The 25,637-nt window shown below is 70.0% G+C and carries 30 protein-coding genes and 1 pseudogene; 24 read left to right on the plus strand and 7 right to left on the minus strand.

The features are described from left to right. Window position 1: 1 nt before the first annotated feature. Window positions 2-457 carry a GtrA family protein gene (locus ACIBTM_RS30625; protein ID WP_395880613.1) on the minus strand — a complete coding sequence of 152 codons (456 nt, stop codon included), beginning with the start codon at window positions 455-457 and terminating at the stop codon, window positions 2-4. Between the two features lie 171 nt (window positions 458-628). Between ACIBTM_RS30625 and ACIBTM_RS30630 the strand changes: the two are divergent. Together ACIBTM_RS30630 and ACIBTM_RS30635 are read left to right on the plus strand one after the other, a co-directional pair. After that, a pseudogene (locus ACIBTM_RS30630) lies at window positions 629-829 on the plus strand (hypothetical protein); the annotation flags it as partial. Between the two features lie 96 nt (window positions 830-925). Beyond that, a complete protein-coding gene (locus tag ACIBTM_RS30635) occupies window positions 926-1,237 on the plus strand; it encodes an iron-sulfur cluster biosynthesis protein (RefSeq protein WP_395880614.1) in 312 nt (103 codons plus the stop codon). A gap of 81 nt (window positions 1,238-1,318) precedes the next feature. Here the strand turns inward: ACIBTM_RS30635 and ACIBTM_RS30640 are convergent, their stop codons facing one another. Continuing rightward, entirely contained in the window at window positions 1,319-2,443 is a 1,125-nt protein-coding gene (locus ACIBTM_RS30640) for a glycerate kinase (protein ID WP_395880615.1), read from the minus strand. Beyond that, the gene (locus ACIBTM_RS30645; RefSeq protein ID WP_395880616.1) at window positions 2,440-3,405 is read right to left on the minus strand and encodes a 2-hydroxyacid dehydrogenase; all 966 of its coding nucleotides are present in this window, start codon (window positions 3,403-3,405) and stop codon (window positions 2,440-2,442) included. Before ACIBTM_RS30645 ends, ACIBTM_RS30640 begins: the two co-directional genes overlap by 4 nt. 159 nt (window positions 3,406-3,564) lie before the next feature. Here ACIBTM_RS30645 and ACIBTM_RS30650 point away from each other — a divergent pair, with 159 nt between their 5' ends. The 11 genes from ACIBTM_RS30650 (at window position 3,565) to ACIBTM_RS30700 (ending at window position 11,797) form a co-directional block, all read left to right on the plus strand. Next, complete coding sequence (locus tag ACIBTM_RS30650) at window positions 3,565-4,092, plus strand: hypothetical protein (protein WP_395880617.1); 528 nt, start codon at window positions 3,565-3,567, stop codon at window positions 4,090-4,092. Window positions 4,093-4,279: 187 nt separating this feature from the next. Beyond that, on the plus strand, window positions 4,280-5,089 hold the full coding sequence (locus ACIBTM_RS30655; RefSeq protein WP_395880618.1) for a CoA transferase subunit A: 810 nt from the start codon (window positions 4,280-4,282) through the stop codon (window positions 5,087-5,089). Beyond that, on the plus strand, window positions 5,086-5,841 hold the full coding sequence (locus ACIBTM_RS30660; protein WP_395880619.1) for a CoA-transferase subunit beta: 756 nt from the start codon (window positions 5,086-5,088) through the stop codon (window positions 5,839-5,841). The genes ACIBTM_RS30655 and ACIBTM_RS30660 overlap by 4 nt, the downstream gene beginning before the upstream one ends. Continuing rightward, complete coding sequence (locus ACIBTM_RS30665) at window positions 5,838-7,016, plus strand: thiolase family protein (RefSeq protein WP_395880620.1); 1,179 nt, start codon at window positions 5,838-5,840, stop codon at window positions 7,014-7,016. Before ACIBTM_RS30660 ends, ACIBTM_RS30665 begins: the two co-directional genes overlap by 4 nt. A 28-nt stretch (window positions 7,017-7,044) precedes the next feature. Continuing rightward, window positions 7,045-7,779, plus strand: coding sequence for a protocatechuate 3,4-dioxygenase subunit beta (pcaH, locus tag ACIBTM_RS30670; RefSeq protein ID WP_063274950.1), 735 nt, complete (start codon window positions 7,045-7,047; stop codon window positions 7,777-7,779). Continuing rightward, the gene (gene pcaG / locus ACIBTM_RS30675; RefSeq protein ID WP_395880621.1) at window positions 7,779-8,327 is read left to right on the plus strand and encodes a protocatechuate 3,4-dioxygenase subunit alpha; all 549 of its coding nucleotides are present in this window, start codon (window positions 7,779-7,781) and stop codon (window positions 8,325-8,327) included. Before pcaH ends, pcaG begins: the two co-directional genes overlap by 1 nt. A 7-nt stretch (window positions 8,328-8,334) precedes the next feature. Then, window positions 8,335-9,114 carry a 3-oxoadipate enol-lactonase gene (pcaD, locus tag ACIBTM_RS30680; RefSeq protein WP_395880622.1) on the plus strand — a complete coding sequence of 260 codons (780 nt, stop codon included), beginning with the start codon at window positions 8,335-8,337 and terminating at the stop codon, window positions 9,112-9,114. Next, the gene (gene pcaC / locus ACIBTM_RS30685) at window positions 9,111-9,515 is read left to right on the plus strand and encodes a 4-carboxymuconolactone decarboxylase (protein WP_395880623.1); all 405 of its coding nucleotides are present in this window, start codon (window positions 9,111-9,113) and stop codon (window positions 9,513-9,515) included. Before pcaD ends, pcaC begins: the two co-directional genes overlap by 4 nt. A gap of 9 nt (window positions 9,516-9,524) precedes the next feature. Continuing rightward, a complete protein-coding gene (locus ACIBTM_RS30690; protein WP_395880624.1) occupies window positions 9,525-10,331 on the plus strand; it encodes an IclR family transcriptional regulator C-terminal domain-containing protein in 807 nt (268 codons plus the stop codon). Further along, window positions 10,324-10,893, plus strand: a complete 570-nt coding sequence (locus ACIBTM_RS30695; protein ID WP_395880626.1) for an NTP transferase domain-containing protein — start codon at window positions 10,324-10,326, stop codon at window positions 10,891-10,893. The genes ACIBTM_RS30690 and ACIBTM_RS30695 overlap by 8 nt, the downstream gene beginning before the upstream one ends. 31 nt (window positions 10,894-10,924) lie before the next feature. Next, complete coding sequence (locus ACIBTM_RS30700; RefSeq protein WP_395880627.1) at window positions 10,925-11,797, plus strand: AAA family ATPase; 873 nt, start codon at window positions 10,925-10,927, stop codon at window positions 11,795-11,797. Between the two features lie 32 nt (window positions 11,798-11,829). On the opposite strand, the gene ACIBTM_RS30705 is transcribed toward ACIBTM_RS30700, so the two are convergent. After that, window positions 11,830-11,967: a hypothetical protein gene (locus tag ACIBTM_RS30705; protein ID WP_395880628.1), complete on the minus strand. Its 138-nt coding sequence runs from the start codon at window positions 11,965-11,967 to the stop codon at window positions 11,830-11,832. On the opposite strand from ACIBTM_RS30705, the gene ACIBTM_RS30710 reads away from it, so the two are divergent. Beyond that, window positions 11,948-12,136: a hypothetical protein gene (locus ACIBTM_RS30710; RefSeq protein ID WP_395880629.1), complete on the plus strand. Its 189-nt coding sequence runs from the start codon at window positions 11,948-11,950 to the stop codon at window positions 12,134-12,136. The two genes, ACIBTM_RS30705 and ACIBTM_RS30710, sit on opposite strands and share 20 nt — an antisense overlap. A gap of 110 nt (window positions 12,137-12,246) precedes the next feature. Then, window positions 12,247-12,813 carry a TetR/AcrR family transcriptional regulator gene (locus ACIBTM_RS30715; RefSeq protein WP_395880630.1) on the plus strand — a complete coding sequence of 189 codons (567 nt, stop codon included), beginning with the start codon at window positions 12,247-12,249 and terminating at the stop codon, window positions 12,811-12,813. Here the strand turns inward: ACIBTM_RS30715 and ACIBTM_RS30720 are convergent. Beyond that, the gene (locus ACIBTM_RS30720; RefSeq protein ID WP_395880631.1) at window positions 12,810-13,835 is read right to left on the minus strand and encodes a nucleoside hydrolase; all 1,026 of its coding nucleotides are present in this window, start codon (window positions 13,833-13,835) and stop codon (window positions 12,810-12,812) included. The two genes, ACIBTM_RS30715 and ACIBTM_RS30720, sit on opposite strands and share 4 nt — an antisense overlap. A 93-nt stretch (window positions 13,836-13,928) precedes the next feature. Here ACIBTM_RS30720 and ACIBTM_RS30725 point away from each other — a divergent pair, with 93 nt between their 5' ends. From ACIBTM_RS30725 to ACIBTM_RS30735, 3 genes are read left to right on the plus strand one after another with little or no spacing between them, the layout of a single operon-like run. After that, window positions 13,929-15,146, plus strand: coding sequence for an FAD-dependent oxidoreductase (locus ACIBTM_RS30725; protein ID WP_395880632.1), 1,218 nt, complete (start codon window positions 13,929-13,931; stop codon window positions 15,144-15,146). Between the two features lie 7 nt (window positions 15,147-15,153). After that, the gene (locus ACIBTM_RS30730) at window positions 15,154-16,254 is read left to right on the plus strand and encodes a VWA domain-containing protein (RefSeq protein WP_395880633.1); all 1,101 of its coding nucleotides are present in this window, start codon (window positions 15,154-15,156) and stop codon (window positions 16,252-16,254) included. Continuing rightward, the gene (locus ACIBTM_RS30735) at window positions 16,247-17,359 is read left to right on the plus strand and encodes an XdhC family protein (protein WP_395880634.1); all 1,113 of its coding nucleotides are present in this window, start codon (window positions 16,247-16,249) and stop codon (window positions 17,357-17,359) included. Before ACIBTM_RS30730 ends, ACIBTM_RS30735 begins: the two co-directional genes overlap by 8 nt. Here the strand turns inward: ACIBTM_RS30735 and ACIBTM_RS30740 are convergent. Beyond that, window positions 17,337-17,816: an Lrp/AsnC family transcriptional regulator gene (locus ACIBTM_RS30740; protein ID WP_395880636.1), complete on the minus strand. Its 480-nt coding sequence runs from the start codon at window positions 17,814-17,816 to the stop codon at window positions 17,337-17,339. The two genes, ACIBTM_RS30735 and ACIBTM_RS30740, sit on opposite strands and share 23 nt — an antisense overlap. A 70-nt stretch (window positions 17,817-17,886) precedes the next feature. On the opposite strand from ACIBTM_RS30740, the gene ACIBTM_RS30745 reads away from it, so the two are divergent. The 6 genes from ACIBTM_RS30745 (at window position 17,887) to ACIBTM_RS30770 (ending at window position 24,729) form a co-directional block, all read left to right on the plus strand. Beyond that, complete coding sequence (locus tag ACIBTM_RS30745) at window positions 17,887-18,816, plus strand: threonine/serine dehydratase (RefSeq protein WP_395880637.1); 930 nt, start codon at window positions 17,887-17,889, stop codon at window positions 18,814-18,816. Window positions 18,817-19,156: 340 nt separating this feature from the next. After that, the gene (locus ACIBTM_RS30750) at window positions 19,157-19,687 is read left to right on the plus strand and encodes a (2Fe-2S)-binding protein (protein ID WP_395880638.1); all 531 of its coding nucleotides are present in this window, start codon (window positions 19,157-19,159) and stop codon (window positions 19,685-19,687) included. Further along, complete coding sequence (locus tag ACIBTM_RS30755; RefSeq protein ID WP_395880639.1) at window positions 19,687-22,125, plus strand: xanthine dehydrogenase family protein molybdopterin-binding subunit; 2,439 nt, start codon at window positions 19,687-19,689, stop codon at window positions 22,123-22,125. Before ACIBTM_RS30750 ends, ACIBTM_RS30755 begins: the two co-directional genes overlap by 1 nt. Next, window positions 22,122-22,976, plus strand: a complete 855-nt coding sequence (locus ACIBTM_RS30760; RefSeq protein WP_395880640.1) for an FAD binding domain-containing protein — start codon at window positions 22,122-22,124, stop codon at window positions 22,974-22,976. The genes ACIBTM_RS30755 and ACIBTM_RS30760 overlap by 4 nt, the downstream gene beginning before the upstream one ends. Window positions 22,977-22,995: 19 nt before the next feature. Continuing rightward, a complete protein-coding gene (locus ACIBTM_RS30765; protein ID WP_395880641.1) occupies window positions 22,996-23,625 on the plus strand; it encodes an SRPBCC family protein in 630 nt (209 codons plus the stop codon). A 45-nt stretch (window positions 23,626-23,670) separates the two neighbouring features. Next, complete coding sequence (locus ACIBTM_RS30770) at window positions 23,671-24,729, plus strand: NAD(P)-binding domain-containing protein (protein WP_395880642.1); 1,059 nt, start codon at window positions 23,671-23,673, stop codon at window positions 24,727-24,729. Here the strand turns inward: ACIBTM_RS30770 and ACIBTM_RS30775 are convergent. Continuing rightward, window positions 24,698-25,564 (minus strand): alpha/beta hydrolase, encoded by an 867-nt coding sequence (locus tag ACIBTM_RS30775; protein ID WP_395880643.1) that lies wholly within the window; start codon window positions 25,562-25,564, stop codon window positions 24,698-24,700. The two genes, ACIBTM_RS30770 and ACIBTM_RS30775, sit on opposite strands and share 32 nt — an antisense overlap. Window positions 25,565-25,637: the final 73 nt, after the last annotated feature.

Here is a 25,637-nt window from a genome sequence, read left to right on the forward strand (position 1 = left end):
ACTAGGCGCTCCGCCGCGCGAAGACCCACCAGCGAAGAACCGCGAAGCGCGCGATGCCGCCCACGACGCTCGCCGCGAGCAGTGCGCCGGTCTGTTCCAGTGCGGTCGGCTCGCTGATCACCGCGTCGAGGGACGCGATCACGATCGAGCCGTACACGGCGTAGAAGGCGAAGGTCACCAGATCCTGGAAATGCCGCTTGCCCGCGTTGCTCTTCCGGGTGGCGAAGGTGACCCGGCGGTGGAACTCGGTGTTCCCGATGGTCGTGACCGCGAGCGCGACCAGATTGGCCGGCTGTGGTCCGAGGATCGGCTGCAGGATAAGGAACAGCACCGCCTGCAGTCCGGTGGCGACGACGCCGGCGACGACGTACCAAGCGGCATGGTTGCCGAGTTCGTGGTGCCGCTCCGGCGCGCGCCGGATGATCCGGTGCCCTGGCGCCCACCTGGTGGTGGTCATACCGACGACGCTACTCCTTGTTTCACAAACTTGTGAAGCTAATGAACTACCTGAGAAACTGTGATCCCCGCGACAGTGCCGCCGTTTGGCCTGCGGGGACGCCGGGTAGCCACAGGGACGGGGTCGAGTACAGCACGCCCCTGGCAACGTCCGACCAGGAGGGAGTGGCCGATGAGCGACCGCGAGACCGCGGAACCGGAAACGCTGGATCCCAGCGAAGCCCTCGACGAGGACGAACTCCGTGTCGACCCGCTCGAAGAAGGGGTCGAACCACCCGAGCAGTGGAGCGGCGCCGACCGGTTCGGGACCACACCCCGGGAAATCCACGAAGGCGAGTCGCACGCCATGCGGCTGGCCGAAGAGGAGCCGGATGTCGGCGAGAAATGATCTTCACTCACACGGCGGGCCATGCCGACACCCCCTAGCGTGGTCGGTCAAGTGCAAGACCGCGACGAAGGAAGGGCAGAGATGCTGACAGTCACCGAAGCCGCCGCCGAGGCGATCACCGCACTGACCGGGCAGGAGAACGGCCAGGACGGAGGCGGGCTGCGGTTCGCCATGCATTCCCAGCAGGGGGACAGTCCTCAGCTCGCGGTTTCCGTCGCCCAGGTGCCGGAAAGCGGCGACAAGGTACTCGGCGCCGACGGCGGCCCGAAGGTGTTCTTGGAACCGGAAGCGGCCGCGTTGCTCGACGACAAGGTCCTGGACGTCCAACAGGACGAGACCGGCGAAGTCGCCTTCGCCGTACTCCCGCAGGCTCAGCCGCAGCCTGGCAGCTGACCCCAGAGTTCTTCGCGCGCCGGTCGCGGTTGTCCCGGTCCGTGAAGGCCTCCTTAGGGGGCCTTCACGGACTCGACGGGCTCAGGTCCGGGCCCAGGCGCGGACCAGCTCGCCTGCCCGCTCGCGCAGGAGTTCCGCCGCGTGCGCACGCGCGTGGTCGAGTGAAGGCGCGTGGTCGATCAGGGCGGCGCTGCCCACGACCCCGAGACCGGTGAGCTGGCTCTGGTCCAGCTGGATCCGCCCGGCCAGCACCATCAGCGGCACCGCGTGTTCCCGCGCGCGGGCCGCGATGCCCGCCGGAGCCTTGCCGTCGAGGCTCTGCTCGTCCAGTGAGCCTTCGCCGGTGATGACGAGGTCGGCGCGTTCGATGGCGCCGGCGACGCCGGTGAGCCCGGCGATGAGCTGGAACCCGGATTCGACGCTCGCGCCGAGTCCCGCGATCGCGCCCGCGGCGACCCCGCCGCCCGCGCCCGCTCCCGGCACATCCGAGACGTCGGGCGCCCCGGCGTTCCGCAGCGCCTGCGCCCAACGGGACAGGGACTCGTCCAGTTGCTCGACTTCGCGCGGGCCCGCGCCCTTCTGCGGGCCGAAGATCGCGGCCGCGCCACGGGGGCCGAGCAGCGGGTTCGTGACGTCGGTGGCGACGGCGACCTCGACGGAGCCGAGCCGTTCACGCACCGGGCCGAGTTCGGCCAGCGCGACCCGGCCCAGCGTGCCGCCGCCGAGCCCGACGGGCGCGCCGAACGCGTCGAAGACCCCCGCGCCCAGCGCCGCCAGCATCCCGGCGCCGCCGTCGGTGCTCGCCGTTCCGCCGACGGTCAGCACCAGCCGCCGCGCGCCGTTGTCGAGCGCGTGTGCGAGCAGTTCGCCGACGCCCCAGGTGTGCGCGGCGAGCGCCACCTCCGGGCTCGGCTCGACGAACTCGATCCCGCAAGCGCGGGCCGATTCGATGTAGGCCGTTCCGTCGAGGGTCACGTAGCGGGCCTCGACGGTGTCGTCGAGCGGCCCGCGGACGGGGAGTTCCACGAGACGGCCACCCGCCGCGACGAGGACGTCGAGCGTTCCTTCGCCGCCGTCGGCGACCGGGCAGGAGGAGACCTCGGCTTCGGGCAGCGCGTCGCGGACGCCGTGGGCGATCGCCTCCGCGGCCTCGACCGCGGTCAAGCTTCCTTTGAACTTGTCGGGCGCGATGACCACACGAGTCATGGACGAACCTCCGTCAGCGGGTTTCCGCCGGTGAGCACCGACGCGACGTTCTCGGCCGCGAGCACGGCCATGGCAGTACGGGTCTCGACCGTCGCCGATCCGAGATGCGGCGTCAAGACGACGTTTTCGAGAGCCGGCAGGCGCGGTTCGACCTCGGGTTCGGCTTCGAACACGTCCAGGCCCGCGCCGGCGATTTCCCCGGCTTCGAGCGCGTCGGCCAGCGCGGCTTCGTGGACGACGGGGCCGCGCGTGGTGTTGATCAGGTACGCGCCCGGTTTCATCGCCTTCAGCGCGTCCGCGCCGATGAGATGCCGGGTCTCCGGCGTGAGCGGACAGTGCAGGGACACGACGTCGGAGCTTCGCAGCAGCTCGTCGAAGGGCACATACTTCGCGCCCAAGGTCTTCTCGACGTCTTCGGCGGCTCGTGATCGTCCTGAGTAGACGATCCGCATGCCGAAACCGAGCGCCCGCCGCGCGACCGCCTGCCCGATCTGGCCGAGCCCGACGATCCCGAGTGTCTTGTCCTGCAGCGAAGAGCCGAGCAGGAAGCCCAGATGGAACGACCAGGGGGTGCGCGAGCGGATCAGCCGTTCGCCCTCGCCGAGCCGTCGCGTGACCGCGAGGATCAGCCCGAACGCCAGATCCGCGGTGGCGTCGGTGAGTACCCCGGGGGTGTTGGTGACGGTGATCCCGCGTCCGGCGAGCGCCGGGACGTCGATGTTGTCGTAGCCGACGGCCACGTTCGCCACGACCTTCAACCCCGGGCCGGCCGCGTCGGCGACCGCCCCGTCGATCCGGTCGTGCAGCATGCCGACGATCGCGGACGAGCCACGGACGAACTCACGCAGTTCGTCCGGCGTCAGGGGCCGGTCGGCGCGCGACAGTTTCACCTCCCCGGCCTCGGCGAGCACTTTCAGCGCTTCGTCGGGAATCCACCGGGTCACCGCGATCGTCGAGGTCACGCGCTCAGCCTAGTGTGCGGCAGTTGGTATCCCAAATACGGGAAATCCCCGTTATGAGGGAGGCGCTTCCCCTCCGCGGGGGAGTCGTCGCCGTCCGGCACCCCGGGATGGTGAGAACTGCGGAAAAGCTCCGCGACCAGGGGATTCCAGGGGTGGAACATGAAACGATCACGAGAACTCGCGGCCGTCGGTGCCGCGATGGTCCTCGCCACGACACTCGTCGCGGCCGGTCCGGCGTCGGGCGAGGAAGCGGGGAAGGGCAAGCCGGCCGAACCGAGCCTGGTCGGCAGCGCCAAGATGCTGCGCAAGGACGGCCAGGACGTCCGGTTCGCCTTCGACGCGCACGGTCTCTTCCCGGAGAGCAAGGGGACGTTCCGGGTGAGCCACGCGGGCGACGGGTTCTCCGCCTACTTCCGCGGCAGGGTCGACTGCCTGGTCGTCGGCGGCCCGGTCGCCGTCGTCACCGGCATCGTCGAGGACACGGACGTTCCAGGCCTCAAGGACCGCCGGGTCGGGATGACGGTGTACGACAACGGCAGGCACGACCGGGTCGGCTACAGCTGGGGTCCCGATCCCAAGAGTGAGCACATCGTGCCGCCGTGCCTGAGCAGCGCGCCCTTCGAACGGGTCGAGACCGGGGATTTCAAGGCCGTCGAATGGTTCCCGCCTGGCAGTGGGATCAGCTGAGCCGGAGGCGTCGCCGCGGGCACGTGTGTCAGGAAAGGGGCGTTCAGGACACTTTCGGTCCTGAACGCCCCTTTCCTGACATCCGGCGGTGATTCCCGCCCGAAGGAGGAGTGCGCGGGCCCGTCGAACCATGCTATGTTCATATGAAGAACATGTGTGCGCGATCCGAACGTCTGAGAGGGTGGGGATGGCGGAGCTGCTGTCGTTGAAGGAGGCCGTGGCACGGCTGGTGCACGACGGGGACACCGTCGCGCTTGAGGGCTTCACACACCTCATCCCCGTGGCCGCCGGTCACGAGATCATCCGCCAGGGCCGCACCGGCCTGACGTTGGTCCGCATGACGCCGGACATCGTCTACGACCAGCTCATCGGCGCGGGCTGCGCGAGCAAGCTGATCTTCTCGTGGGGCGGCAACCCCGGGGTCGGCTCGCTGCACCGGTTCCGTGACGCGGTCCAGCACTCCTGGCCGGTACCGCTGGAGATAGAGGAACACAGTCACGCGGGCATGGCGAATCGGTACGTCGCCGGCGCTTCGGGTCTGCCGTTCGCCGTCCTGCGCGGCTACACCGGCACCGATCTTCCCGCGCAGACCGACACGATCAAACCCATCACCTGCCCGTTCACCGGTGAGCGGCTGGCCGCCGTCCCCGCACTGAACCCGGACGTCACCATCGTGCACGCCCAGCGCGCCGACAGGTCCGGGAACGTCCAGATCTGGGGTATCACCGGCGTCCAGAAGGAGGCGGTGCTCGCGGCGAAGCGGTCGCTGGTCACCGTCGAGGAGGTCGTCGACGAGCTGGAGCCCCGGCCAGGCGCGATCGTGCTGCCGTCGTGGGCCGTCACCGCCGTGGCCGAGGTGCCCGGCGGCGCGAGGCCGTCGTACGCGGCGGGCTACTACGAACGGGACAACGACGCCTACCAGGTATGGGACGCGATCGGCCGGGACCGGGAGACCTTCACCCGCTGGCTCGACGAGCTGACGGGAGTGAAGGCATGACCGAGTACACCTCCGACGAGATGATGAGCGTCGCCGCGGCCCGCGCGCTCGGCGACGGGATGTCCTGTTTCGTGGGCATCGGCCTGCCCAGTACGGCCGCCAACCTGGCTCGCCGCGGCCACGCGCCGAATCTGACGCTGATCTACGAATCCGGATGCCTCGGCGCCAAACCGACCAGGCTCCCGTTGTCCATCGGTGACGGCGAACTCGCCGACACCGCGGACGCCGTGGTCAGTGTCCCCGAGGTCTTCAACTACTGGCTCCAGCCGGGGCGGATCGACGTCGGCTTCCTCGGCGCGGCCCAGCTGGACAAGTTCGGCAACATCAACACCACCGTCATCGGGCCCGACTACGCCAATCCCAAGGTGCGCCTGCCGGGGGCGGGCGGGGCCCCGGAGATCGCCGCCTCCTGCCGCGAGGTGTTCGTGGTGCTCCGGCAGAGCACCCGCACGTTCGTCGAAAAAGTCGACTTCGTGACGTCGTTCGGCCACGGCACCGGCAAGGGCGATCGCGAGCGCCTCGGCCTCCCCGGCGCCGGGCCGACGCTGGTGGTCACCGACCTCGGCCTGATGCGGCCCGACCCGGAGACCGCCGAGCTCACGCTCACCGAATTGCATCCCGGCGTCGAGGTCGATCAGGTCGTCGAAGCGACCGGGTGGAAACTGAAGGTGTCCGGCGACCTGGGCACCACCCCGGCGCCGACAGAGGCAGAACTCCGCATCCTCCGAGACCTCAAAAGGGCGAGCGCATGACCGACGTCTTCCTGTTCGACGCCATCCGTACCCCGTTCGGCAAATACGGCGGCGCCCTGTCCGGGGTGCGCCCGGACGATCTCGCCGCCACCGTGCTGCGGGCACTGGCCGAGCGCAACGACCTCGACCCGGCCACCGTCGACGAGGTCGTGCTCGGCGACGCCAACGGCGCGGGCGAGGACAACCGCAACGTCGCGCGGATGGCGGCGCTGCTGGCGGGCTGGCCGACGACCGTGCCCGGTGCCACGGTCAACCGGCTGTGCGGTTCCGGGCTCGACGCCGTCATGCAGGCCAGCCGGTCGGTCCAGGTCGGCGACGCCTCGCTCGCCGTCGCGGGCGGGGTCGAGTCGATGAGCCGCTCACCGCTGGTCATGCAGAAACCGGAGAAGGCCTTCCCGGCGGGCAACCAGACACTGCACTCCACCGCGCTGGGCTGGCGCATGGTCAACCCGAAGATGCCCGAGCAGTGGACGGTCTCGCTCGGCGAGTCCACCGAGCAGCTCGCGGAGCGCTACGGAATCGGCCGCGACGAGCAGGACGCGTTCGCCGTCCGCAGCCACGTCAACGCCGCCCGAGCCTGGGACGAGGGGTTCTACGACGATCACGTCGTCCCGGTCGAGGGTGTCGAACTCACTCGCGACGAAGGCATCCGGCCGGGCTCCAGTCCGGAGAAGCTCGCGAAGCTCAAGCCCGTTTTCCGTCCACAAGGGACGGTCACGGCCGCGAACGCGTCACCGCTGAACGACGGCGCCTCCGCGTTGCTGCTCGGCGACGAGGCGGCGGGCAAGCGGCTCGGCAAGGCGCCGCTGGCCCGGATCGCCGGCCGGGGCGCGGCGGGTGTCGACCCGGACGTCTTCGGTATCGGCCCGGTGCGCGCGGCCGAGATCGCCTTGGAGCGGGCCGGGATCGGCTGGGAAGACCTCGCGGCGGTCGAACTGAACGAGGCCTTCGCCGCGCAGTCGCTGGCCTGTCTGCGGGACTGGTCGAAGCTCGACCCGGAAATCGTCAACGTGAACGGCGGCGCGATCGCGATCGGGCATCCGCTGGGCGCCTCCGGCGGCCGGATCGTCGGCACCCTGGCCCACCACCTGCGCCGCACCGGCGGCCGGTGGGGCCTGGCCGCCATCTGCATCGGCGTCGGCCAGGGGCTGGCCATCGTCCTCGAAGCTCAGTGACCCACTGACCCGCGCTGGAGGGAACAGCATGTCGGCACCCGCAGAACTGAGGCTCCCGCGCTACCGGCGCGATCCGGAGGGCACGCATCCGCCGCTCGATTCCGCCGGATACCGGTCGACGGCGCTGCGGCACCCCAAAGAGCCGTTGATCGTGCTCCCGCATCTGCTGACCGAGGTCACCGGGCCCGCGCTGGGCCCGGGCCGGATCGGCGAGTTCGACAACGACCTCACCAAGGGGCACGCGGGCGAGCCGCAGGGCCAGCGGATCATCGTCACCGGGCGGCTGCTCGACGGCGACGGGCGGCCGATCCGCGATTCGCTCGTGGAGATCTGGCAGGCGAACGCGGGCGGCCGGTACCGGCACACCGGCGACCGCTGGCCGTCGCCGCTGGACCCGAACTTCGACGGCGCGGGCCGGACGCTCACCGACTCCGAAGGGCGCTACACCTTCACCACCATCAAACCGGGCGCGTACCCGTGGAAGAACCACGACAACGCCTGGCGGCCGGCGCATATCCACTTCTCCGTCTTCGGCAGCGCGTTCACCCAGCGGCTGGTCACCCAGATGTACTTCCCGGAAGACCCGCTGTTCTCGCAGGACCCGATCTTCAACTCCATCCCGGACGAGAAGGCGCGGCAGCGGATGATCGCGCGCTTCGACCTCGACCGGACGGAAGCCGAGTGGGCGCTGGCCTTCCAGTTCGACATCGTCGTGCGCGGCCGCGAGGCTTCGGTCTTCGAAGACGAGGAGGACGAGCACTGATGCCGGAGACGACGCCTTCCCAGACCGTCGGCCCGTACCTGTCCATCGGCCTGCCCTGGCCGGACGGGCCGGACGTCGTCCCCGCGGGCGAACCGGCCGCGATCCGCGTCCACGGCCGCGTCCTCGACGGCGCGGGCGAGCCGGTGCCGGACGCGATGATCGAGACCTGGCAGGCCGATGCGGACGGCCGGTTCGATCACCCCGACGACCCGCGCGGAGCGGTCGCGAGCGGGTTCCGGGGCTTCGGCCGCTGTCCCACCGACACGAACGGCGACTACGAGATCCGGACGATCATGCCCGGCTCGCTGCCCGGCCCGGCGGGCGGCACGCAGGCGCCGCATATCGACGTCTCGGTGTTCGCACGCGGGCTCCTGCACCGGGTGGTCACGCGGATCTACTTCGAGGACAACGACAACTCCGGGGATCCGGTGCTGGCGTCGGTCCCGGAGACACGCCAGAGCACCCTGATCGCCACCAAGACCGCCGAGGGCTACCGGTTCGACATCCGGCTGCAGGGCGAAGGGGAGACGGTGTTCTTCGATGTCTAGGTCTTCGATGTCCAAGCGGGTAAAGGTGCACAGCGTCGCGGAGGGGCCCGCCGACGGCCCGGTCGTGGTCTTCAGCGGATCGCTCGGCAGCGATCACCGGATGTGGGAACCGCAGGTGAAACCCTTGGTGGCGCAGGGTTTCCGGGTGATCCGGTACGACACCCGCGGGCACGGCGCGTCCCCGGTCCCGGCCGGGCCGTACACGCTCGCGGATCTCGGCGGCGACCTGCTCGCGCTGCTCGACGAGCACGGTGCCGAACGAGCCCATGTCGTCGGGCTCTCGCTCGGCGGGATGACCGGGATGTGGCTCGGCGTCAACGCGCCGGACCGGATCGCGAGCCTCGTGCTGTGCTGCACGTCCGCGAAACTCGGGCCGCCGAGCATGTGGTCGGACCGGGCGAAGACGGTCCGGGAGAACGGCACCGCGGCGGTCGCCGAGGCCGGCGTCGGCCGCTGGCTGACCACCGGGTACGCCGCCGCGTATCCCGAACAGGCCGAGTATCTGCGCGAGATGATCGCGGGCGTCCCCGCCGAGGGCTACGCGGCGTCCTGCCAGGCCATCGAACGGATGGATCTCGTCGGCGACCTGCCCAAGATCGCGGCGCGGACCCTGGTCATCGCCGGGGCCGAGGATCCGGCCACCCCGGTCGAGCACGCCGAGGTGATCGCCGGCGGGATCCCGGACGCGCGGCTCGAAGTCGTCGAAGGCGCCGCGCATCTGGGGAGTTTCGAGCAGCCGGAGCGGTTCAGCGCTTTGATCCTCGAACATCTGGAGGCCGCCCGATGAGCGAAGACCTCTACGAGACCGGCATGAAGGTGCGCCGCGAGGTCCTCGGGGACGAGCATGTCGACCGGGCCGTCGCCCGCACCACCGAGTTCAGCCGCCCGTTCCAGGACTACATCACCCGGGGCGCCTGGGGATCGGTCTGGTCGCGTGACGGGCTCGACCGCAAGACCCGCAGCTGTGTCACCCTGGCCGCGCTCACCGCGCTGCACGCCCACGACGAGCTCGCGATGCACGTCCGCGCCGCCGTCCACAATGGACTTACCGCGCGGGAGATCTCCGAGGTCCTGCTGCACACCGCCGTCTACACGGGCGCCCCGGCCGCCAACGCGGCGTTCGCCGTGGCCCAGCGAGTGCTGGCCGAACTCGGTGAGCCTGCGGCTCAGAAGGAGAGTGACAGTTAGGGTTCTCCCATGGACGAAGGCGAGGTGACCGAGCGCGGGGCGCATCATGTCCAGTCGCTGGAGCGCGGGCTGGCCGTGATCAAGGCGTTCAACGCGGACGCGGCGGAACTCACCCTGAGCGACGTCGCCCGTGCGACCGGGCTGACCAGGGCGGCCGCCCGCCGGTTCCTGCTCACCCTCGTCGACCTGGGGTACGTGCGCACGGACGGCAAGTACTTCTCGCTCACCGCGCGGGTACTCGAACTCGGATATTCGTACCTGTCGAGCCTGTCGCTGCCGGAGGTCGCCCAGCCGCATCTGGAACGGCTCTCCGCCGAGGTGCACGAGTCGAGTTCGGTTTCCGTGCTCGAAGGCCCGGACATCGTCTACGTCGCGCGCGTGGCCGTTTCGCGGATCATGACCGTCAGCATCAACGTCGGCACCCGCTTCCCCGCCCACGCGACGTCGATGGGGCACGTCCTGCTGGCCGGTCTGGAGGACGACGACCTGCACGGCTACTTCGACGCGGCCAACCTCGAAAAACTGACCGCGCGCACGCTGACCAGGCAAAAGGATCTGCTCGCCGAGCTGGAGAAGGTCTACCGGCAGGGTTACGCGATGGTCGACCAGGAACTCGAAGAGGGCCTTCGCTCGATCGCCGCGCCGATCCGGGACCGGCGGGGGAAGGTCGTGGCGGCGGTCAACCTCTCCACCCACGCCAGCCGCACGACGCCGGAGTCGGTCGAGCAGGAACTGCTGCCGTCGCTGCTCTCGGCGGCGCGGGCCATCGAGGCCGATCTGGCCTCGGCGCCGCCGACCAGGGCGAGGCATGGCTGAGGTCGCGGGGCTGCTCCTCGCGGCCGGGGCGGGGCGGCGGTTCGGCGGGCCGAAGGCACTGGCCGTCCTCGACGGCGAGCCGTTCGTCGTCCGGTCGCTGCGGGTGCTCGCCGAAGCGGGCTGCGGCCCGGTCCGGGTCGTGCTGGGCGCTTCGGCCGCGCAAGCTCGCGCGCTTCTGCCCGATCCCGAGGCCGCTGTCGTGGCCGAGGACTGGGAGTCCGGCATGGGTGCGTCCTTACGCGCGGGCCTGCGCGCGCTCACCGAAACCGATGCCGGAGCCGCCGTCGTCCACCTCGTGGATCTGCCAGGGGTCGGTACCGAAGTGGTCCGCCGGGTCGCCGCCGGGGCCGATGAGAACACCGTCGCGCGCGCCGCTTACGAAGGTGTTCCCGGCCATCCCGTGGTTCTCGGCCGTCGCTGGTGGCCGGAGATCGTCGCGGGTGCGTCCGGGGACAAGGGCGCCCGTGACTGGCTCCGGGAGCGCTCGGACCTGCGGCTCGTCGAATGCGGTGACCTCGGGACCGGGTACGACGTGGATCGCCGCGAGGATCTTCCGGGCTGATCTCCGGCCTGCTGAGGCTTACCATCGGCGAGTGACCGTCGAATCGCCCGAGAAACTGGCCGAAGCCCTCGAAGCGGTCGGCTATCTCGCCGACGACGGCATCGCCACGGCCGGGTTCCTCGCCGTGGCGCTCGGCCGCCCGTTGTTCTGCGAGGGCGAACCGGGTACCGGCAAGACTTCGCTCGCACTGGGACTGGCCGAAGCGCTCGGCATGCCGCTCATCCGTCTCCAGTGTCACGAAGGGATCGACGCGGCGCAGGCACTGTACGAATGGGACTTCCCCCGTCAGCTGCTGCACCTGCGGGCGCTGGAAGCCGCTGGTGACGGCGGCCTCGACGTCGAGGCCGCCGAACAGTCCCTCTACACCGAACGTTTCCTGCTCTCCCGGCCGCTGCTGAAGGCGTTGCAGACCGCGCCGTGTGTCCTGCTGATCGACGAGATCGACCGCGCCGACGACGAGTTCGAAGCCTTCCTGCTGCAACTCCTCGACGAGAACGCGGTGACGATCCCCGAGTTCGGCGAGGTGCGCGCCGAACATCCGCCGCTCGTGGTGCTCACCTCCAACCGGACGCGGGAGGTGCACGACGCGCTGAAGCGCCGCTGTCTCTATCACTGGCTCGAACATCCCGACCTTCCCCGCGAGGTCGAGATCCTGCGCCGCAAGATCCCGGATCTGGGCGAAACGCTCGCGGCCCAGGTCGCGACGGCGGTGCACCGGCTCCGCGCGATGGAGCTGCTGAAACCGCCCGGGGTGGCGGAATCCCTGGATTGGGCTCAGGCGCTCCTCGCGCTCGGGATGTCCGAATTGGACGCCGCGGCCGCCGCCCGGACGCTCGGTTCGGTGCTCAAGTACAGCGAAGATCTGGACAGGGTCCGGGCCAAACTGGACAAACTGCTCGCCTGACCGTCAGCGGCGACGCGGCGCGCGGATCCTCGCTAGCGCTGACCGCCGACGGCCAGCGCGAGTACGACCTCGTTTTCCGCGTCGGGCAGGTAATGCACGGTGACGACCCGGCCGATCTGGACCCGTTCGACGACCTCGGCGGCGATGACCTTGTCGACCGTCGTTGCCACCGACGATCCGCCCGGTCGGCGTGGCCGCGGCGACCACGGCCTCGGCGCGGACACCCCGCGCCGCGATGTCGAGGCCGCGTTCGCTGCTGAGGCCCAGGCTGACCTGCATCCGGTTGAAGGCGGCCTGCATGGCGTCCCGATCGCCGGTCCGGTCGAGTTCGACCACTGACCCCGCCGGCTCGTGCCGCATGACGAGGTCCTCCATGACAAGATGAGCAAGCGGAACGGCGCTCCGATAGTGCTGCGGGCACTGTTCCGTTCGGCGAAGAGGAGTGCGTGATGAGTGAAGAGGGCGCCAAAGGCAAGCGCGCGGACGCCCGGCGCAACGAGAAGACCCTGCTCGACGCCGCCGCGGCCGTCTTCGTCACGTCAGGCGTCGAAGCGCCGGTCCGCGACATCGCGGCCAAGGCGGGCGTCGGGATGGGCACGATCTACCGGCATTTCCCGACCAGGGCCGACCTCATCATCGCCGTCTACCGGCACCAGGTCGACGCCTGCGCCGAAGCCGGACCGGAACTGCTGGCGTCGAGCGATTCCCCGTACGAGGCGTTGCGGCGCTGGATCGACCTCTTCGTCGATTTCCTGGTCACCAAACACGGTCTGGCGGCGGTGCTGCAGTCGGACAACGCCGGGTTCGAGACGCTGCACGCCTACTTCCTCGACACCCTCCTGCCGGTGTGCGCCCGCTTGCTCGGCGCGGCGGCGGAGGCGGGCGAGATCCGCTCCGATCTGCAGGCGCTCGAAGTCATGCGCGGCGTCGGGAACCTCTGCATCGGCGCCGAAAGCGATCCGCGCTACAACGCGCGCAAGATGGTCGAGGTCCTCATCGCGGGGCTGAAAGCCTAGCCGTTCAGCATCTTCAGGAACCCGTTCTCCCAAGCGACGGGGTCCGCGTCGTAGCCGACGTTCTGTGAAGTGCCCTTCGGCGTCACGTAGGTGCGGCCCGCCGCGGCACCGTCCTGTCGCACGTCGACCTTCGCCTTCCGCAGCTTCACCGGGCTCACGTCGTCGAGCACCTCGGACGAGGCGAGCGTGTCCCACCAGAACGCCGAACCGTCCTTGATGTACGGCGTGAGGTCAGGCTGGGTGACGATCGCGTGCACGAGTTTCGCTTCCGCCGTCCGGCCTTCACGGCCCAATCGCTCCACATAGGACGGTGTGATGGGGACGTCGTTCGTGGCGTCGAGCGGGACGATGTCGACCCGGCGGATCCCGGCGAAGACCTTGTCCGCCGACGCGGGGTCGAGCCACATGTTGACCTCTTGGGTGCCGTCGAACTTCTCCGCGCCGGGGCCGAAGAGGTTGCCGGGGACGTCGAAGGCGCCACCCATCACCGCGAGCCGCGAAATCCGCTGCGCGACACCGGGAACGTCCATCGCCTTCGCGACATTGGTGAGCGGGCCGGTCGCGATCACCACGACGGGCTTCGCCGACTTGAGCACCGTCGCGGCGAGCAGCGTCGACGCCCGGACCTTCGACGGACGGTCCGGCACCCCGGCGTCCCCGAGCGCGCCGGTGAGGATGCTTTCGGTCCAGGCGCGGCCATCGGCCGGCATCGGGTTCACGCCGGTGTCGGAACCGTCGGCGACCGGGATGCCGGAGAGACCGCATTTCGCGAGCGCCGTCCGCACGTGGGTCAGCGCACGCCCGGGTGTCCCGGCGCCGTTGTTGGTGACGGTGACCGCGCGCAGGTCGATCCGGCGCTGTTCGTGTGCCTGGCACAGATACGCGAGTGTCGCGATGTCGGCGAAGTCGGAATCGCCGTCGAAGACGACGGGGACAGGGGAGGCGGCCGAAGCGGCGGGGGCGGCGACAGTGCCCACGACGCAGGCGAGCAGAACGGCGAGCACGGTACGAGGCGCGAACATGTCGTCACCGTAGCGAGGATTCGCGGCAGGACCTAGGTCCTCTTCGAAGCCGAATGCATGGCGACCGTCCATCCGGCGCGCTACAACTCGACTATGGAACGTACACAGTGTTGTGTGGTGGGGGGCGGTCCGGCGGGGATGGTGCTCGGACTCCTGCTGGCGCGGGCCGGGGTCGAGGTCACCGTTCTCGAGAAACACAAGGACTTCTTCCGTGATTTCCGCGGTGACACGGTGCATCCGCCGACGTTGATGTTGCTCGACGAACTCGGGCTCGGCGAACGCTTCGCGGAATTGCCGTCGCGGCGGCTGGAGAAGATGCGGATGCTGATCGGCGACGCGACCGTCGTCGCCGCCGATTTCAGCCGTATTCCCGGGCCGTACAAGTACATCGCGATGGTCCCACAATGGGATTTCCTGAACCTGCTCGCCGAAGCCGCGGCCGAGGAACCCACGTTCACCCTCGAAATGGGGGCCGAGGTACTCGGTCTGCGCGAGGGCGGCGGCGTGCGCTATCGCGACGCCGACGGTGAGGAGCGGGAACTGGCCGCACCGCTCGTGGTCGGCTGCGACGGCCGGGATTCGCTGATCCGCGCGGAGGCGGGGCTCGTGCCGAAGGAGTACGACGTGCCGATGGACGTCTGGTGGGTCCGGGTGCCGAAACTCGAGGACACCGGCAAGGAGGCCCAGGTGTTCGGCCGGTTCGAGGGCGGGCTCGCCGGCGTGACCATGGATCGCGGCGACTACTTCCAGACCTCGTATCTCATCCGGAAGGGACAGGACGCCGCCCGGCGGGCCGAAGGGATCGAGAAGTTCCGCGAGCGGATCGGCGGCCTGTTCGGCTGGAACGACGAGCAGCTGAACGAGATCCGCGGCTGGGACGACGTCAAACTGCTGAACGTGCGGATGTCCAAGCTGCCGCACTGGTACTCCGGCCGGGTGCTGTGCATCGGCGACGCCGCGCACGCGATGTCGCCGGTCGGCGGGATGGGCGTCAACATCGCGGTGCAGGACGCCGTGGCGGCCGCGCGGATCCTCGCCGCCCCGCTGCTGCGCGGGACGCTGACCGCGCGGGATCTCGCCCGCGTGCAGCGACGGCGGGCCGTGGCCGTCACGCTCGCCCAGAAGCAGCAGCTGGAGGAGCACAAGATGCTCATCGAACCCGCTCTCGACGGAACCTTGAACGAGCGGTCGGTCCCGCTGCCGCTCCGCATCGCGGACCGGTTCCCGCAGCTCACCGCCCTCGCGGCCTTCATGGGTGGCATGGGACCCCTGCGCGAGAAAACCCCGGTCTTCGCCCGCCGAGGCTCATAATGGCGGCGTGAGCGATCCACTGGCGGGCTTCGTCGGCTTCGCGGAGGCATTGCGCGAAGCCGGTTTGCCGTGCGACGCGCACCGGGTGCGGGCGTATCTCGAGGCCGTCGGCGCGATCGACCTGGCCGATCCGGAACAGCTGTACTGGGCCGGACGGCTGACGCTGTGCGCCGACCCCGACGACATCCCGCGCTACGACGCCGCGTTCGACGCCTGGTTCACCGAAAAGGAAGCCGGACCACGGCGGCGCGGCCGCGAGGCGGCCCCGAAACGCGCCAGGATCGCCACGCTCGCGCATGCGGGCCAGGGCGAATCCGGCGCGGAACCCGACGAACTCCGCGTGGCGGCGAGCGAGGACGAGATCCTCCGGCATCGAGACCTCGCCGAACTGAGTGTCGCCGAACGCGCTCACCTGCGGGAACTGCTCGCGAAACTACGCCCGGCGCTCCCGCCGCGGTCGTCACCGCGCCGTCGCGCCGCCCGGCGGGGCACGCTCGACTCGTCGCGCACACTCCGGGCGATGCTGGCCGGAGGCGGCGAGCCCGTACGCCTGGCGTATCGGCGGCGGAGCACCAAACCGCGCCGCCTCGTTCTCCTGATCGACGTTTCCGGCTCGATGGGGCCGTACGCCGACGCGCTGTTGCGATTCGCGCACGTCGTCGCCCGGCGCGCTCCCGGCCGGGTCGAGGTGTTCACGCTGGGCACCCGGCTCACCAGGGTCTCCCGCCAGCTCCGGCTGCGCGATCCCGAGCACGCGATGCTCGCCGCGGCCGCCGCGGTCCCCGATTTCGCGGGCGGGACCCGGCTCGGCGAGACCTTGCGGGCGTTCCTCGACCGGTGGGGGCAACGCGGTGTGGCCAGGCGATCCGTGGTCACCGTGTTCTCCGACGGCTGGGAACGGGGCGACACCGCCCTGCTCGGCGAACAGCTCGCCAGGCTGCGGCGGCTCGCACACGTCGTATTCTGGGTGAATCCGCACGCGGGGCGGGCAGGTTACGCCCCCGTGCAGTCCGGCATCGTGGCCGCCCTCCCGTACCTGGATCGGCTGCTCGCCGGGCACAGCTTGGCCACATTGGAACGACTGTTGGTGGAGATCGCCGATGCGTGACGTACTGGACGAACTGCACCGCCGCTGGGCGGCAGGCGAGACGGTGGGGGTCGGCACGGTGGTGGCGACGTTCTCGTCGGCGCCGCGAAGCCCCGGCGCGGCGATGCTCGTCGCCCCGGACGGCACGGTCACCGGCAGCGTCTCCGGCGGCTGCGTCGAAGGCGCCGTCTACGAACTCGCGCAGCAGGTGGTCGCCGAGCGCGCCCCCGTGCTGCAGCGCTACGGCGTCTCCGACGACGACGCGTTCGCCGTCGGGCTGACCTGCGGCGGGATCATCGACATCTACGTCCAGCACGTCGACCGCGACTCGATGCCGGAGCTCGGCGACGTCGTCGAGTCAGTCCACAGTGGACAGCCGGTCGCCGTGGTCACGGTGATCGAGCACGACCGGGAGGGCCTGGTCGGCGAGCATCTGATCGTCTGGCCGGATCGCGTCGCCGGTTCGCTCGGGTCGTCGCGGATGGACGACGCGGTCGTCGACGACGCGCGCGGCATGCTCGCGGGCGGACGCACGGGCACCCTGCACTACGGGCCGGACGGGCAGCGCCGCGGTGAGGGGATGACGGTCTTCGTCAACTCCTTCGAGCCGCCCGCGCGCCTGCTGGTCTTCGGCGCGATCGACTTCGCGGCCGCGATGGCGAAGATGGGCGCGTATCTCGGCTACCAGGTCACGGTCTGCGACGCGCGGCCCGTGTTCGCGACGAAGAGCCGCTTCCCCGACGCGCACGAGGTCGTCGTCGACTGGCCGCATCGCTATCTCCAGGCGGAGGCCGAAGCGGGCCGGGTCGACGGCCGTACCGCGATCGCCGTGCTCACCCACGACCCGAAGTTCGACGTACCGTTGCTGGAGGTCGCGTTGCGACTCGACGTCGGCTACGTCGGCGCGATGGGCTCGCGCAAGACCCACGACGACCGGTTCGCGCGGCTGCGCGAAGCCGGGGTCACCGAGGCGGAACTCGACCGGTTGTCGTCGCCGATCGGGCTCGATCTCGGCGCGCGGACCCCGGAGGAGACCGCGGTGTCGATCGCGGCGGAGATCATCGCGCTGCGCTGGAGCGGCTCGGGAGCACGGCTCGCCGAACTCAGCGGCCGGATCCACGGCTGACGCCGGGTACCGGGACCGCCTGACTCGACTTGACCACCTCGAAGGCGGGCAGGGTTTCGAACCGTTTGACGTGCTCGTCGAACAGTTTCCTGGACAGGTACCGGCTCGCCTTGAGATCCGGGGTGAGCAGGACGACGACGTAGTCCCACTGTCCGACGATGCTGTAGCAGTGCTGGACGCGGGGTTCGGCCAGCATGCGCTCACGGAAGGCCGTGTGGCGCTTCTCGTCGTCGTCGGTCAGCGCGACCAGGATGACCGACGTCATCCCCGCGCCGAGCGTCTCCGGGTCGAGCACGGCGACCTCGGCGCGGATCACGCCCTCGGCGCGCAGCCGGGTCAGCCTTCGCTGGACCGCGCTGGGCGAGAGGCCGACGGCGTCGCCCAAGTCGTGCAGGGGACGGGCGGCGTCCGCCTGGACGAGGTCGAGCAGCAGGTGGTCGAGTTCGTCGCGAGACACGCAAGATTTTTGCACGCGGGCGGGAAAATTTACAATCGGCGTGCTCGTTGCCCGGCCTAGCTTGGGCGTCATGACCGACATCGACCTGCAGCTGGACCACGTCGCCGAGGCGGCGAAGGTGATCGATCCCGTTTTCCTCGATTCCCCGCAGTACAGCGATGAACAGCTGAACGACCGGCTCGGGCGGCACGTGCTGGTGAAGATCGAGACGCTGAACCCGTTGCGCAGCTTCAAAGGCCGCGGCGCGGACTACTTCGCCGCCGGGCTGGAGCCGGGGACCACGATGGTGTGCGGGACCAGCGGCAACTTCGGGCAGGCCGTCGCGTTCGCCGCCCGGAAGCACGGTCTGCGGGCCGAGGTGTTCGTCCCCGCCGACGTCTCCCCGGTCAAACTGCGGCGGATGAAGACGCTGGGCGCGCGGGTGCGCCGGGTCGAGGGCGAGGCGAAGGCCGCCGCGGCCGCCTTCGCCGCCGAAGCCCCCGATCGTGTCTTCGTGGTCGACGGCCGTGAGCCCGCGATCTCCGAAGGCGCGGGCACGATCGGGCTGGAACTGGCGCGGGAGGACGGGATCGACACGGTCGTGCTCCCGGTCGGCGACGGCGCGCTGATCGCCGGGGTCGCGCTGTGGCTCAAGGCGCACACGCCGGGCGTCCGGATCGTCGGCGTCGGGACCACGTCGGCGCCCGCCATGGCGAAGAGCTGGCTGGCCGGCGAGCCGATCACCGTCGACCGGGCCGACTCGTTCGCCGGCGGTATCTCGATCCGCACGCCGGAACCCGAATCCCTCCGGCGGCTGCGGTCACTCGTGGACGATTTCGTACTGGTCGAGAACGACGATCTGCGGTCGGCCATGCGGCTGGGCGCGGAAACCCTCGGCGTCCTCCCCGAACCCGCGGGGGCGGCGGGCCTGGCCGCGCTGACCGTGCACGACATCCCGGGGGACCGGGTCGCCACCGTGATCACCGGCGCGAACGCCGTGTGGCCTCGTGCGTGGTCGTGAGTGGCGTTCCAAGTACATGAAGGCCCCCTTCCTTGCGCCTAGGTACAGGAAGGGGGCCTTCATGTACCTAGGCTGCCCAACCCGCCACCCACGACCGCCTGTACAGAATGGACAGCCGCGCTTTCGCCGCATCTGCGCCGAAATCTTTTCGCTGACAACGCATCTGCGGATCCGTTCGCGAGTGACCCCCTGTCGGGGGTTGTCCCTGCCGACCAGAAGTAGCACGCTCGTCTGTGAGTCCGATCACGGTCGCACCGGGGTCGGTCCGTGACAACCGAATGACCGGCCGCTCCCGAACGACCCCGGACCAGCGCGGGGTTTCTCTTGCTTTGGAGGCCTGATGCGCATCACCGTCACCGTCGACGGCACCACCTACACAGACGACGTCGAACCCCGGACCCTCCTCGTGCATCATCTGCGCGAACGGCTCGGGAAGGTAGGCACCGTGGTCGGTTGCGACACCAGCAACTGCGGCGCCTGCACCGTCCACCTCGACGGGCACAGCGTGAAATCCTGTTCGGTACTCGCGGTCCAGGCCGACGGCTGCGAGGTCACCACGATCGAGGGACTCGCCCGCGACGGCGAGCTCCACCCGGTGCAGAAGGCCTTCCACGAGAATCACGCGCTCCAGTGCGGTTTCTGCACTCCCGGCATGATCATGCAGTCGATCGACCTGCTCGCCGACAATCCCGATCCGGACGAGAAGGCGGTCCGCGAAGGCCTCGAAGGCAACCTGTGCCGCTGCACGGGTTACCAGAACATCGTCCGCGCGGTACGCGACGCCGCCCACGAGATGCGGCCCGGCGCCGGTCCCGAGGCCGAGCGGCTCGCTTCGGACACCGCCTCCCGTGTCGGCGCGGGTGGTGAGTGATGACCTCAACGATCGAACCGGAGGTCGGGAAATCCCGCCGCCGCAAGGAGGACGAGCGCCTCATCACCGGCAGGACCCGCTGGACCGACAACCTGACCCTGCCCGGCATGCTGCACCTCGCGGTGCTCCGCAGCCCGTTCGCGCACGCCAAGATCGTCTCGATCGACGTCACCGAGGCGAAATCCGCGCCGGGCGTGGTCGCGGTCTTCACCGGGAAGGACCTCGACCCCGAAGGTGCCATCGGCATGCCGTGCGCGTGGCCGATCACGCCGGACATGAAGTCGCCGAGGCGGCCCATCCTCGCTTCGGACACGGTGAACTTCGCCGGTGAAGGGGTCGCGGTGGTCGTCGCCCGCACGTCGGCCGAAGCGCACGACGCGCTCGAAATGATCGACGTCGACTACGACGAGCTTCCGGTCGTCCTCGGCCTGGAGAACGCGCTCGCCGAGGGCGCGCCGCTGGTGCACGAGGAACTCGGCACCAACCAGAACGCGGTCTGGGTCTTCGATTCCGCGGACGCGGGAACCGGATCCAGCGTCGAAGACGCGATTTCGAATTCCGAGGTCGTGCTCAAGCGGCGGTTCCGTCAGCAGCGGCTGGTGCCGGCGTTCATGGAACCGCGGGCGTGCGTCGTGGACCCGACGGGCAATCAGCTGGTCATGTGGTCGGCCACCCAGATCCCGCACATCCTCAAGACGATGACCGCGGCCACCCTCGGCCTCCCCGAACACAAGGTGCGGGTGATCGCACCGGACGTCGGCGGCGGGTTCGGCGGCAAGATCGGCGTGCTGCCCGAAGAGATGATGTCGACGCTCATCGCCCAGCGGCTCGGCAAACCGGTCAAGTGGAACGAGTCCCGTTCGGAGACCATGGTCGCCGCGCACCACGGCCGCGACCAGATCCAGGACCTCACCATCACCGCGAACCGCGACGGCACGGTGACCGGCTTGAAGGTCGAACTGCTCGCCGACATGGGCGCGTATCTCGGCCTCGTCGGCCCCGGCGTGCCGATCCTCGGCGCGTTCATGTTCAACGCGATCTACAAGTTCCCGGCGTACCACTTCGCCTGCACCAACGTGTTCACCAACACCACGCTGACCGACGCGTACCGCGGCGCGGGGCGGCCGGAGGCCACGTTCGGGATCGAGCGGATGATGGACGAGCTCGCCGTCGAACTGGGCATGGACCCGATGGAGATCCGCGAGAAGAACTGGATCAAGCACGAGGAGTTCCCGTTCACCACGGTGGCCGGGCTGACCTACGACTCGGGTAACTACGAGGCCGCCACCGACAAGGCCAAGCAGCTCTTCGACTACGACGGCCTCCGGCGCGAACAGAAGGAACGGCGGGAATCGGGCGACCCGGTCCAGCTCGGCATCGGCATCTCGACGTTCACCGAGATGTGCGGTCTCGCGCCGTCGCGGGTGCTCGGCTCGCTGGACTACGCGGCGGGCGGCTGGGAGCACGCGGAGATCCGGGTGCTGCCCACCGGCAAGATCGAGGTCATCACCGGCGCCTCGGCGCACGGCCAGGGCCACGAGACGGCGTGGAGCCAGATCGTCGCCGACAAGCTCGGCGTCCCGTTCGAGGACATCGAGGTCATCCACGGCGACACCCAGTCTTCGCACAAGGGCATGGACACCTACGGCTCCCGGTCGCTGGTGGTCGGCGGGATCGCGGTGATCAAGGCGGCGGACAAGGTCCTCGCCAAGGCCAAGCCGATCGCGGCGCATCTGATGGAATGCGCCGAGGACGACCTCGAATTCTCGGCAGGCAAGTTCTCGGTCAAGGGCACGGATTCCTCGACGTCCATCCAGGACATCGCGTGGGCCGTGTTCTCGGCGCACAACCTGCCGGACGGCGTCGAACCCTCGCTGGACTCGTCGGACACGTTCGATCCGGAGAACTTCTCCTTCCCGCACGGCACGCATCTCTGCGCGGCCGAGGTCGACACGGAAACCGGACGCGTGCGGTTGCGCTCCTACGTCTGCGTCGACGACGTCGGGGTCGCGGTGAATCCGCTGATCGTCGAAGGCCAGGTGCACGGCGGGCTCGCGCAGGGCATCGCGCAGGCGTTGTTCGAAGAGGCCGTCCACGACGAAGGCGGCACCCTGACCACCGGGACCTTCGCCGACTACCTGCTCCCGTCGGCGGCGGATCTGCCCAGCTTCACCACCGACCGCACCGAGACCCCGTCGACGACGAACCCGTTGGGCGCCAAGGGAGTCGGGGAGGCGGGCACGATCGCCTCGACCCCGGCGGTGGTCAACGCCGTGGTCGACGCCGTCCGGCATTTCGGGGTGAACGACATCGAAATGCCGTTGACCCCGATGCGGGTCTGGCACGCCATCCAGTACGGGTCGGCCGCCGCGGGCGGGCTGGGCTCCGAAGCCGGTGGCGGTCTCGGCTCGATCGACGCAACCGGAGGTGCCCAGTGATCCCGGCCCCGTTCGACTACGTCGCCCCGTCCACAGTGGACGAAGCGATCAGTGCGCTCGCCGAAGCCGGTGAGGACGCCAAGGTGCTGGCGGGCGGGCAGAGCCTGCTGCCGGTGCTGAGGATGCGGCTCGCCACGCCGACCACGCTGGTCGACCTCGGGAAGATCGCCGAGCTGCGCGGCGTGCGCGAGGACGGCGACGCGCTGGTGATCGGCTCGATGACCACGCATTACGACGTCCAGCGCGACGCCATGGTCGCCGAGCACGCCGCGTTGCTCAAGGCCGCCACCGACACGGTGGCCGATCCGCAGATCCGCCATCGCGGCACCTTCGGCGGCGCCATCGCGCACGCCGATCCCGCCGGTGACCTGCTGGCTCCCGTGCTCGCGCTCGGCTGCGAACTCGTCGTCGCCGGGCCGGGCGGGCGGCGGACGGTCGCCGCGGCGGACTTCTTCCAGGACATGTTCACCACCGCGCTCGCCGCGGACGAACTGCTGGTCGAGGTCCGGGTGCCGAAGCACACGGGCTGGCGTGCCCACTACGAGAAGTTCAACCGGGTCGCGCAGGCGTGGTCGATGGTCGCGGTCGCGGCCTGTGTCCGCACCGAGGCGGGCACCATCGAGGAGGCGCGGGTCGCGCTCATCAACATGGGCTCGACCCCGGTGCGGGCGGCCGGGGTCGAGGAGGCACTGGTCGGCTGCGCGGCCACCGCCGAGGCGATCCGCGGTGCGGCCGAACGCGCGGCCGAGGGCACGAATCCCACGGCCGACGGCAACTCCGACGTCGACTACCGGCAGCACCTCGCGCGGGTGCTGACCGGCCGCGCGGTCCTCGCCGCGGCGGGCTCCTAGGCAGAAGGGAGGTCGGCCCGTGCGGCTCGACCACGAATTCACCGTTCCCGCCCCGGTCGGCGAGGTCTGGAAGGCCGTCGTCGACCCGGAACGGGTGGCGCCGTGCATGCCCGGCGCCACCGTCACCGAGGTCGACGGGGACGCCTTCAAAGGCACGGTGAAGGTCAAGCTCGGGCCGATCTCCCTGCTCTACAAGGGAACCGGCCACTTCGTCGAGAAGGACGCCGACGCGAAGAGGGTGGTGATCAAGGCCGCCGGGAAAGACGCCCGAGGGGCGGGCACGGCGTCGGCGACGGTGACGCTCACCCTGACCGAGAAGGACGGCGTCACCCACGGCGCCGTCGCCACCGACCTGGCGGTCACCGGTAAACCGGCGCAGTTCGGGCGAGGGATGATCTCCGAGGTCGGTGGCAAGATCCTCGATTCGTTCGCGGAGTGCCTGTCCGGCAAGCTCGGCACACCCGAGCCGGAGAAGCCCCGGGAACGCCCGCCGTTGCAAGCGGTCAAGCCGGTGACGGAGGGCGAAGCCATCGATCTGATGGAATACGCGGGCGAATCCGTGGCCAAACGGGTGGCTCCGGTGCTGGTGGTCCTCGCCGGGGTGCTCTTGATCGTCGCGATCGTGCGGGCTGTGACGCATCGGACATAGTGACGTAGAAGGAAATAGCCGGGGCCCGCCACCGTTGAACCGGGTATGAAGGCGGATCACGAAGTCGACGTGGCGGTGATCGGGGCGGGCCAGGCCGGGCTGTCGGCGGCGTATCACCTGCGCCGCGCGGGATTCGCCAACGAGGCGGATTTCGTCGTGCTCGACCACGGCAAACGGCCCGGCGGCGCGTGGCAGTACCGCTGGCCTTCGCTGATCGTGGAGAAGGTGCACGGCTTCTACGACCTTCCCGGCATGGCCTTCGGCACCCCGGATCCGAAACTGCCCGCCGCCGACGTCGTCTCCGACTACTTCGGCCGCTTCGAACGCACCTACGACCTTCCGGTCCATCGTCCGGTCGATGTCCTGTCGGTGAGTGCCGAGGACGATCGGCTGGTCGTCGCGAGCGCGGCCGAAACCTGGGCCGCGCGTGCGGTGATCAGCGCGACCGGCACCTGGGACCGGCCGTTCTGGCCGCACTATCCCGGGCAGGAGACCTTCCGGGGCCGCCAACTGCACACCGCCGACTACAGCGGCGTCGAGGCCTTCCGCGGGAAGCGGGTCGTCGTGGTCGGCGGTGGTTCGTCGGCCGTCCAGCTGCTGCTGGAGATCGCGCCGTTCGCGCGTTCGACGCGCTGGGTGACCCGGCGCCCGCCGGTATGGCGCGACGAACCGTTCAGCGAGGACTGGGGCCGTGAGGCCGTCGCGAAGGTCGACCGTCGCGTCCGCGAGGGCCTGCCGCCGGAGAGCGTCGTCAGCGTGACCGATCTGGCCGTGACCCCCGAAGTGCGCGCGGGGCTGGACGCCGGCATCCTCGACCGCCGCCCGATGTTCCACCGGATCACGCCGGACGGCGTGGAGTGGGCGGACGGCACCTTCGAGCCGGCCGACGTCATCCTGTGGGCCACCGGGTTCCGCGCCGCGATCGACCATCTGGCGCCGCTGCACCTGCGCGCCGCCGGGGGCGGGATCCGGATGGACGGCACCCGCGTCGTCGCCGAACCGCGGCTGCACCTGGTCGGCTACGGCCCGTCCGCCAGCACCGTCGGCGCGAACCGGGCCGGGCGGGCGGCCGTCACCGAGATCCGGCGCCTGCTCGGACGCTGAGACAGTCGAGGATCGCGGCCAGGCCGGCGGGCCGCCGGAAGAATCCGGCGTGGCTGCTTGCGAGGTCGTGGACGTCGAACGGGTTGTCCGGGGTGAGCGCGTCGCCCTCGGCGATGTAGACGTCCTGCGCGGCGAGCGGCATCGACCGGTCTTCGGTCAGCCTGACGAACGTGCGCGGGATCCGGCCCCAGGAGTCCTTGTCGGCGCGTCGATCCCACTCCTGCCCGGTCAGCCAGAACACCTCGTCCGGCTGGCTCGTGACGACGACCTGGAGGAACTCCTCCTCGGTGAGTTCGCCGGAGATGGCCTTCCGCAGCGCGTCGCGCTGGGCGCGGTCGGCGCCACGCCAATTGACCCGGATGAACCCCTGCCGCGACGGGTCGCCGACGAGAAGCGGTGCTGTCGCGGGGAAGAGATCCGACGACGACCACGCGGCCAGTGCCGGGTACTCGCTGGGCGCGCGGTCCACCGGGCACTGGGCGGCGATGTAGACGACGCGGTCGATCAGTTCGGGGATCGCGTTGGCGGCGGCGGTCACCGGGAGCCCGCCGAAACTGTGCGCGACCAGGACGACCGGACCGTGGTGACGCACCCGCTGGACCGCTTCGACGACCGGCCGGACGAAGTCGTCCGCGGTCAGGCCGCTCATCGCCGACGGCTCGGCCGCGAAGGTTTCGAGGTCCTGCTCGTGATAGGCCCTGGTGAATCCCGCGCCCCTGCCGGGGAGATCGACCGCGAGTGTCCGATGCCCGCGCGACGCCATTTCCCGCTGAGTGGCCGTCCAGGCGTGTGCCGAACTTCCCGAACCGTGCACGAAGACGAAAGTGGGAATCATGCTTTCGATTCTGGCGGAATCGAGTGCCCGAAGAGTGCGGTCGCCCCAAAGGGTGGCAAAGAAGGGACGGCCG

The sequence above is a fragment of the Amycolatopsis sp. NPDC049868 genome (assembly GCF_044461365.1).
In the GTDB taxonomy this organism is placed as follows: domain Bacteria; phylum Actinomycetota; class Actinomycetes; order Mycobacteriales; family Pseudonocardiaceae; genus Amycolatopsis.

What these genes read in the sequence shown, in the direction of transcription:
- ACIBTM_RS30625 (WP_395880613.1), bottom strand. Translation starts at nt 457, where the DNA reads ATGACCACCACCAGGTGGGCGCCAGGGCACCGGATCATCCGGCGCGCG.
- ACIBTM_RS30635 (WP_395880614.1), top strand. Translation starts at nt 926, where the DNA reads ATGCTGACAGTCACCGAAGCCGCCGCCGAGGCGATCACCGCACTGACC.
- ACIBTM_RS30640 (WP_395880615.1), bottom strand. Translation starts at nt 2,443, where the DNA reads ATGACTCGTGTGGTCATCGCGCCCGACAAGTTCAAAGGAAGCTTGACC.
- ACIBTM_RS30650 (WP_395880617.1), top strand. Translation starts at nt 3,565, where the DNA reads ATGAAACGATCACGAGAACTCGCGGCCGTCGGTGCCGCGATGGTCCTC.
- ACIBTM_RS30655 (WP_395880618.1), top strand. Translation starts at nt 4,280, where the DNA reads ATGGCGGAGCTGCTGTCGTTGAAGGAGGCCGTGGCACGGCTGGTGCAC.
- ACIBTM_RS30660 (WP_395880619.1), top strand. Translation starts at nt 5,086, where the DNA reads ATGACCGAGTACACCTCCGACGAGATGATGAGCGTCGCCGCGGCCCGC.
- ACIBTM_RS30665 (WP_395880620.1), top strand. Translation starts at nt 5,838, where the DNA reads ATGACCGACGTCTTCCTGTTCGACGCCATCCGTACCCCGTTCGGCAAA.
- pcaH (WP_063274950.1), top strand. Translation starts at nt 7,045, where the DNA reads ATGTCGGCACCCGCAGAACTGAGGCTCCCGCGCTACCGGCGCGATCCG.
- pcaG (WP_395880621.1), top strand. Translation starts at nt 7,779, where the DNA reads ATGCCGGAGACGACGCCTTCCCAGACCGTCGGCCCGTACCTGTCCATC.
- pcaD (WP_395880622.1), top strand. Translation starts at nt 8,335, where the DNA reads ATGTCCAAGCGGGTAAAGGTGCACAGCGTCGCGGAGGGGCCCGCCGAC.
- pcaC (WP_395880623.1), top strand. Translation starts at nt 9,111, where the DNA reads ATGAGCGAAGACCTCTACGAGACCGGCATGAAGGTGCGCCGCGAGGTC.
- ACIBTM_RS30690 (WP_395880624.1), top strand. Translation starts at nt 9,525, where the DNA reads ATGGACGAAGGCGAGGTGACCGAGCGCGGGGCGCATCATGTCCAGTCG.
- ACIBTM_RS30695 (WP_395880626.1), top strand. Translation starts at nt 10,324, where the DNA reads ATGGCTGAGGTCGCGGGGCTGCTCCTCGCGGCCGGGGCGGGGCGGCGG.
- ACIBTM_RS30715 (WP_395880630.1), top strand. Translation starts at nt 12,247, where the DNA reads ATGAGTGAAGAGGGCGCCAAAGGCAAGCGCGCGGACGCCCGGCGCAAC.
- ACIBTM_RS30720 (WP_395880631.1), bottom strand. Translation starts at nt 13,835, where the DNA reads ATGTTCGCGCCTCGTACCGTGCTCGCCGTTCTGCTCGCCTGCGTCGTG.
- ACIBTM_RS30725 (WP_395880632.1), top strand. Translation starts at nt 13,929, where the DNA reads ATGGAACGTACACAGTGTTGTGTGGTGGGGGGCGGTCCGGCGGGGATG.
- ACIBTM_RS30735 (WP_395880634.1), top strand. Translation starts at nt 16,247, where the DNA reads ATGCGTGACGTACTGGACGAACTGCACCGCCGCTGGGCGGCAGGCGAG.
- ACIBTM_RS30745 (WP_395880637.1), top strand. Translation starts at nt 17,887, where the DNA reads ATGACCGACATCGACCTGCAGCTGGACCACGTCGCCGAGGCGGCGAAG.
- ACIBTM_RS30750 (WP_395880638.1), top strand. Translation starts at nt 19,157, where the DNA reads ATGCGCATCACCGTCACCGTCGACGGCACCACCTACACAGACGACGTC.
- ACIBTM_RS30755 (WP_395880639.1), top strand. Translation starts at nt 19,687, where the DNA reads ATGACCTCAACGATCGAACCGGAGGTCGGGAAATCCCGCCGCCGCAAG.
- ACIBTM_RS30770 (WP_395880642.1), top strand. Translation starts at nt 23,671, where the DNA reads ATGAAGGCGGATCACGAAGTCGACGTGGCGGTGATCGGGGCGGGCCAG.
- ACIBTM_RS30775 (WP_395880643.1), bottom strand. Translation starts at nt 25,564, where the DNA reads ATGATTCCCACTTTCGTCTTCGTGCACGGTTCGGGAAGTTCGGCACAC.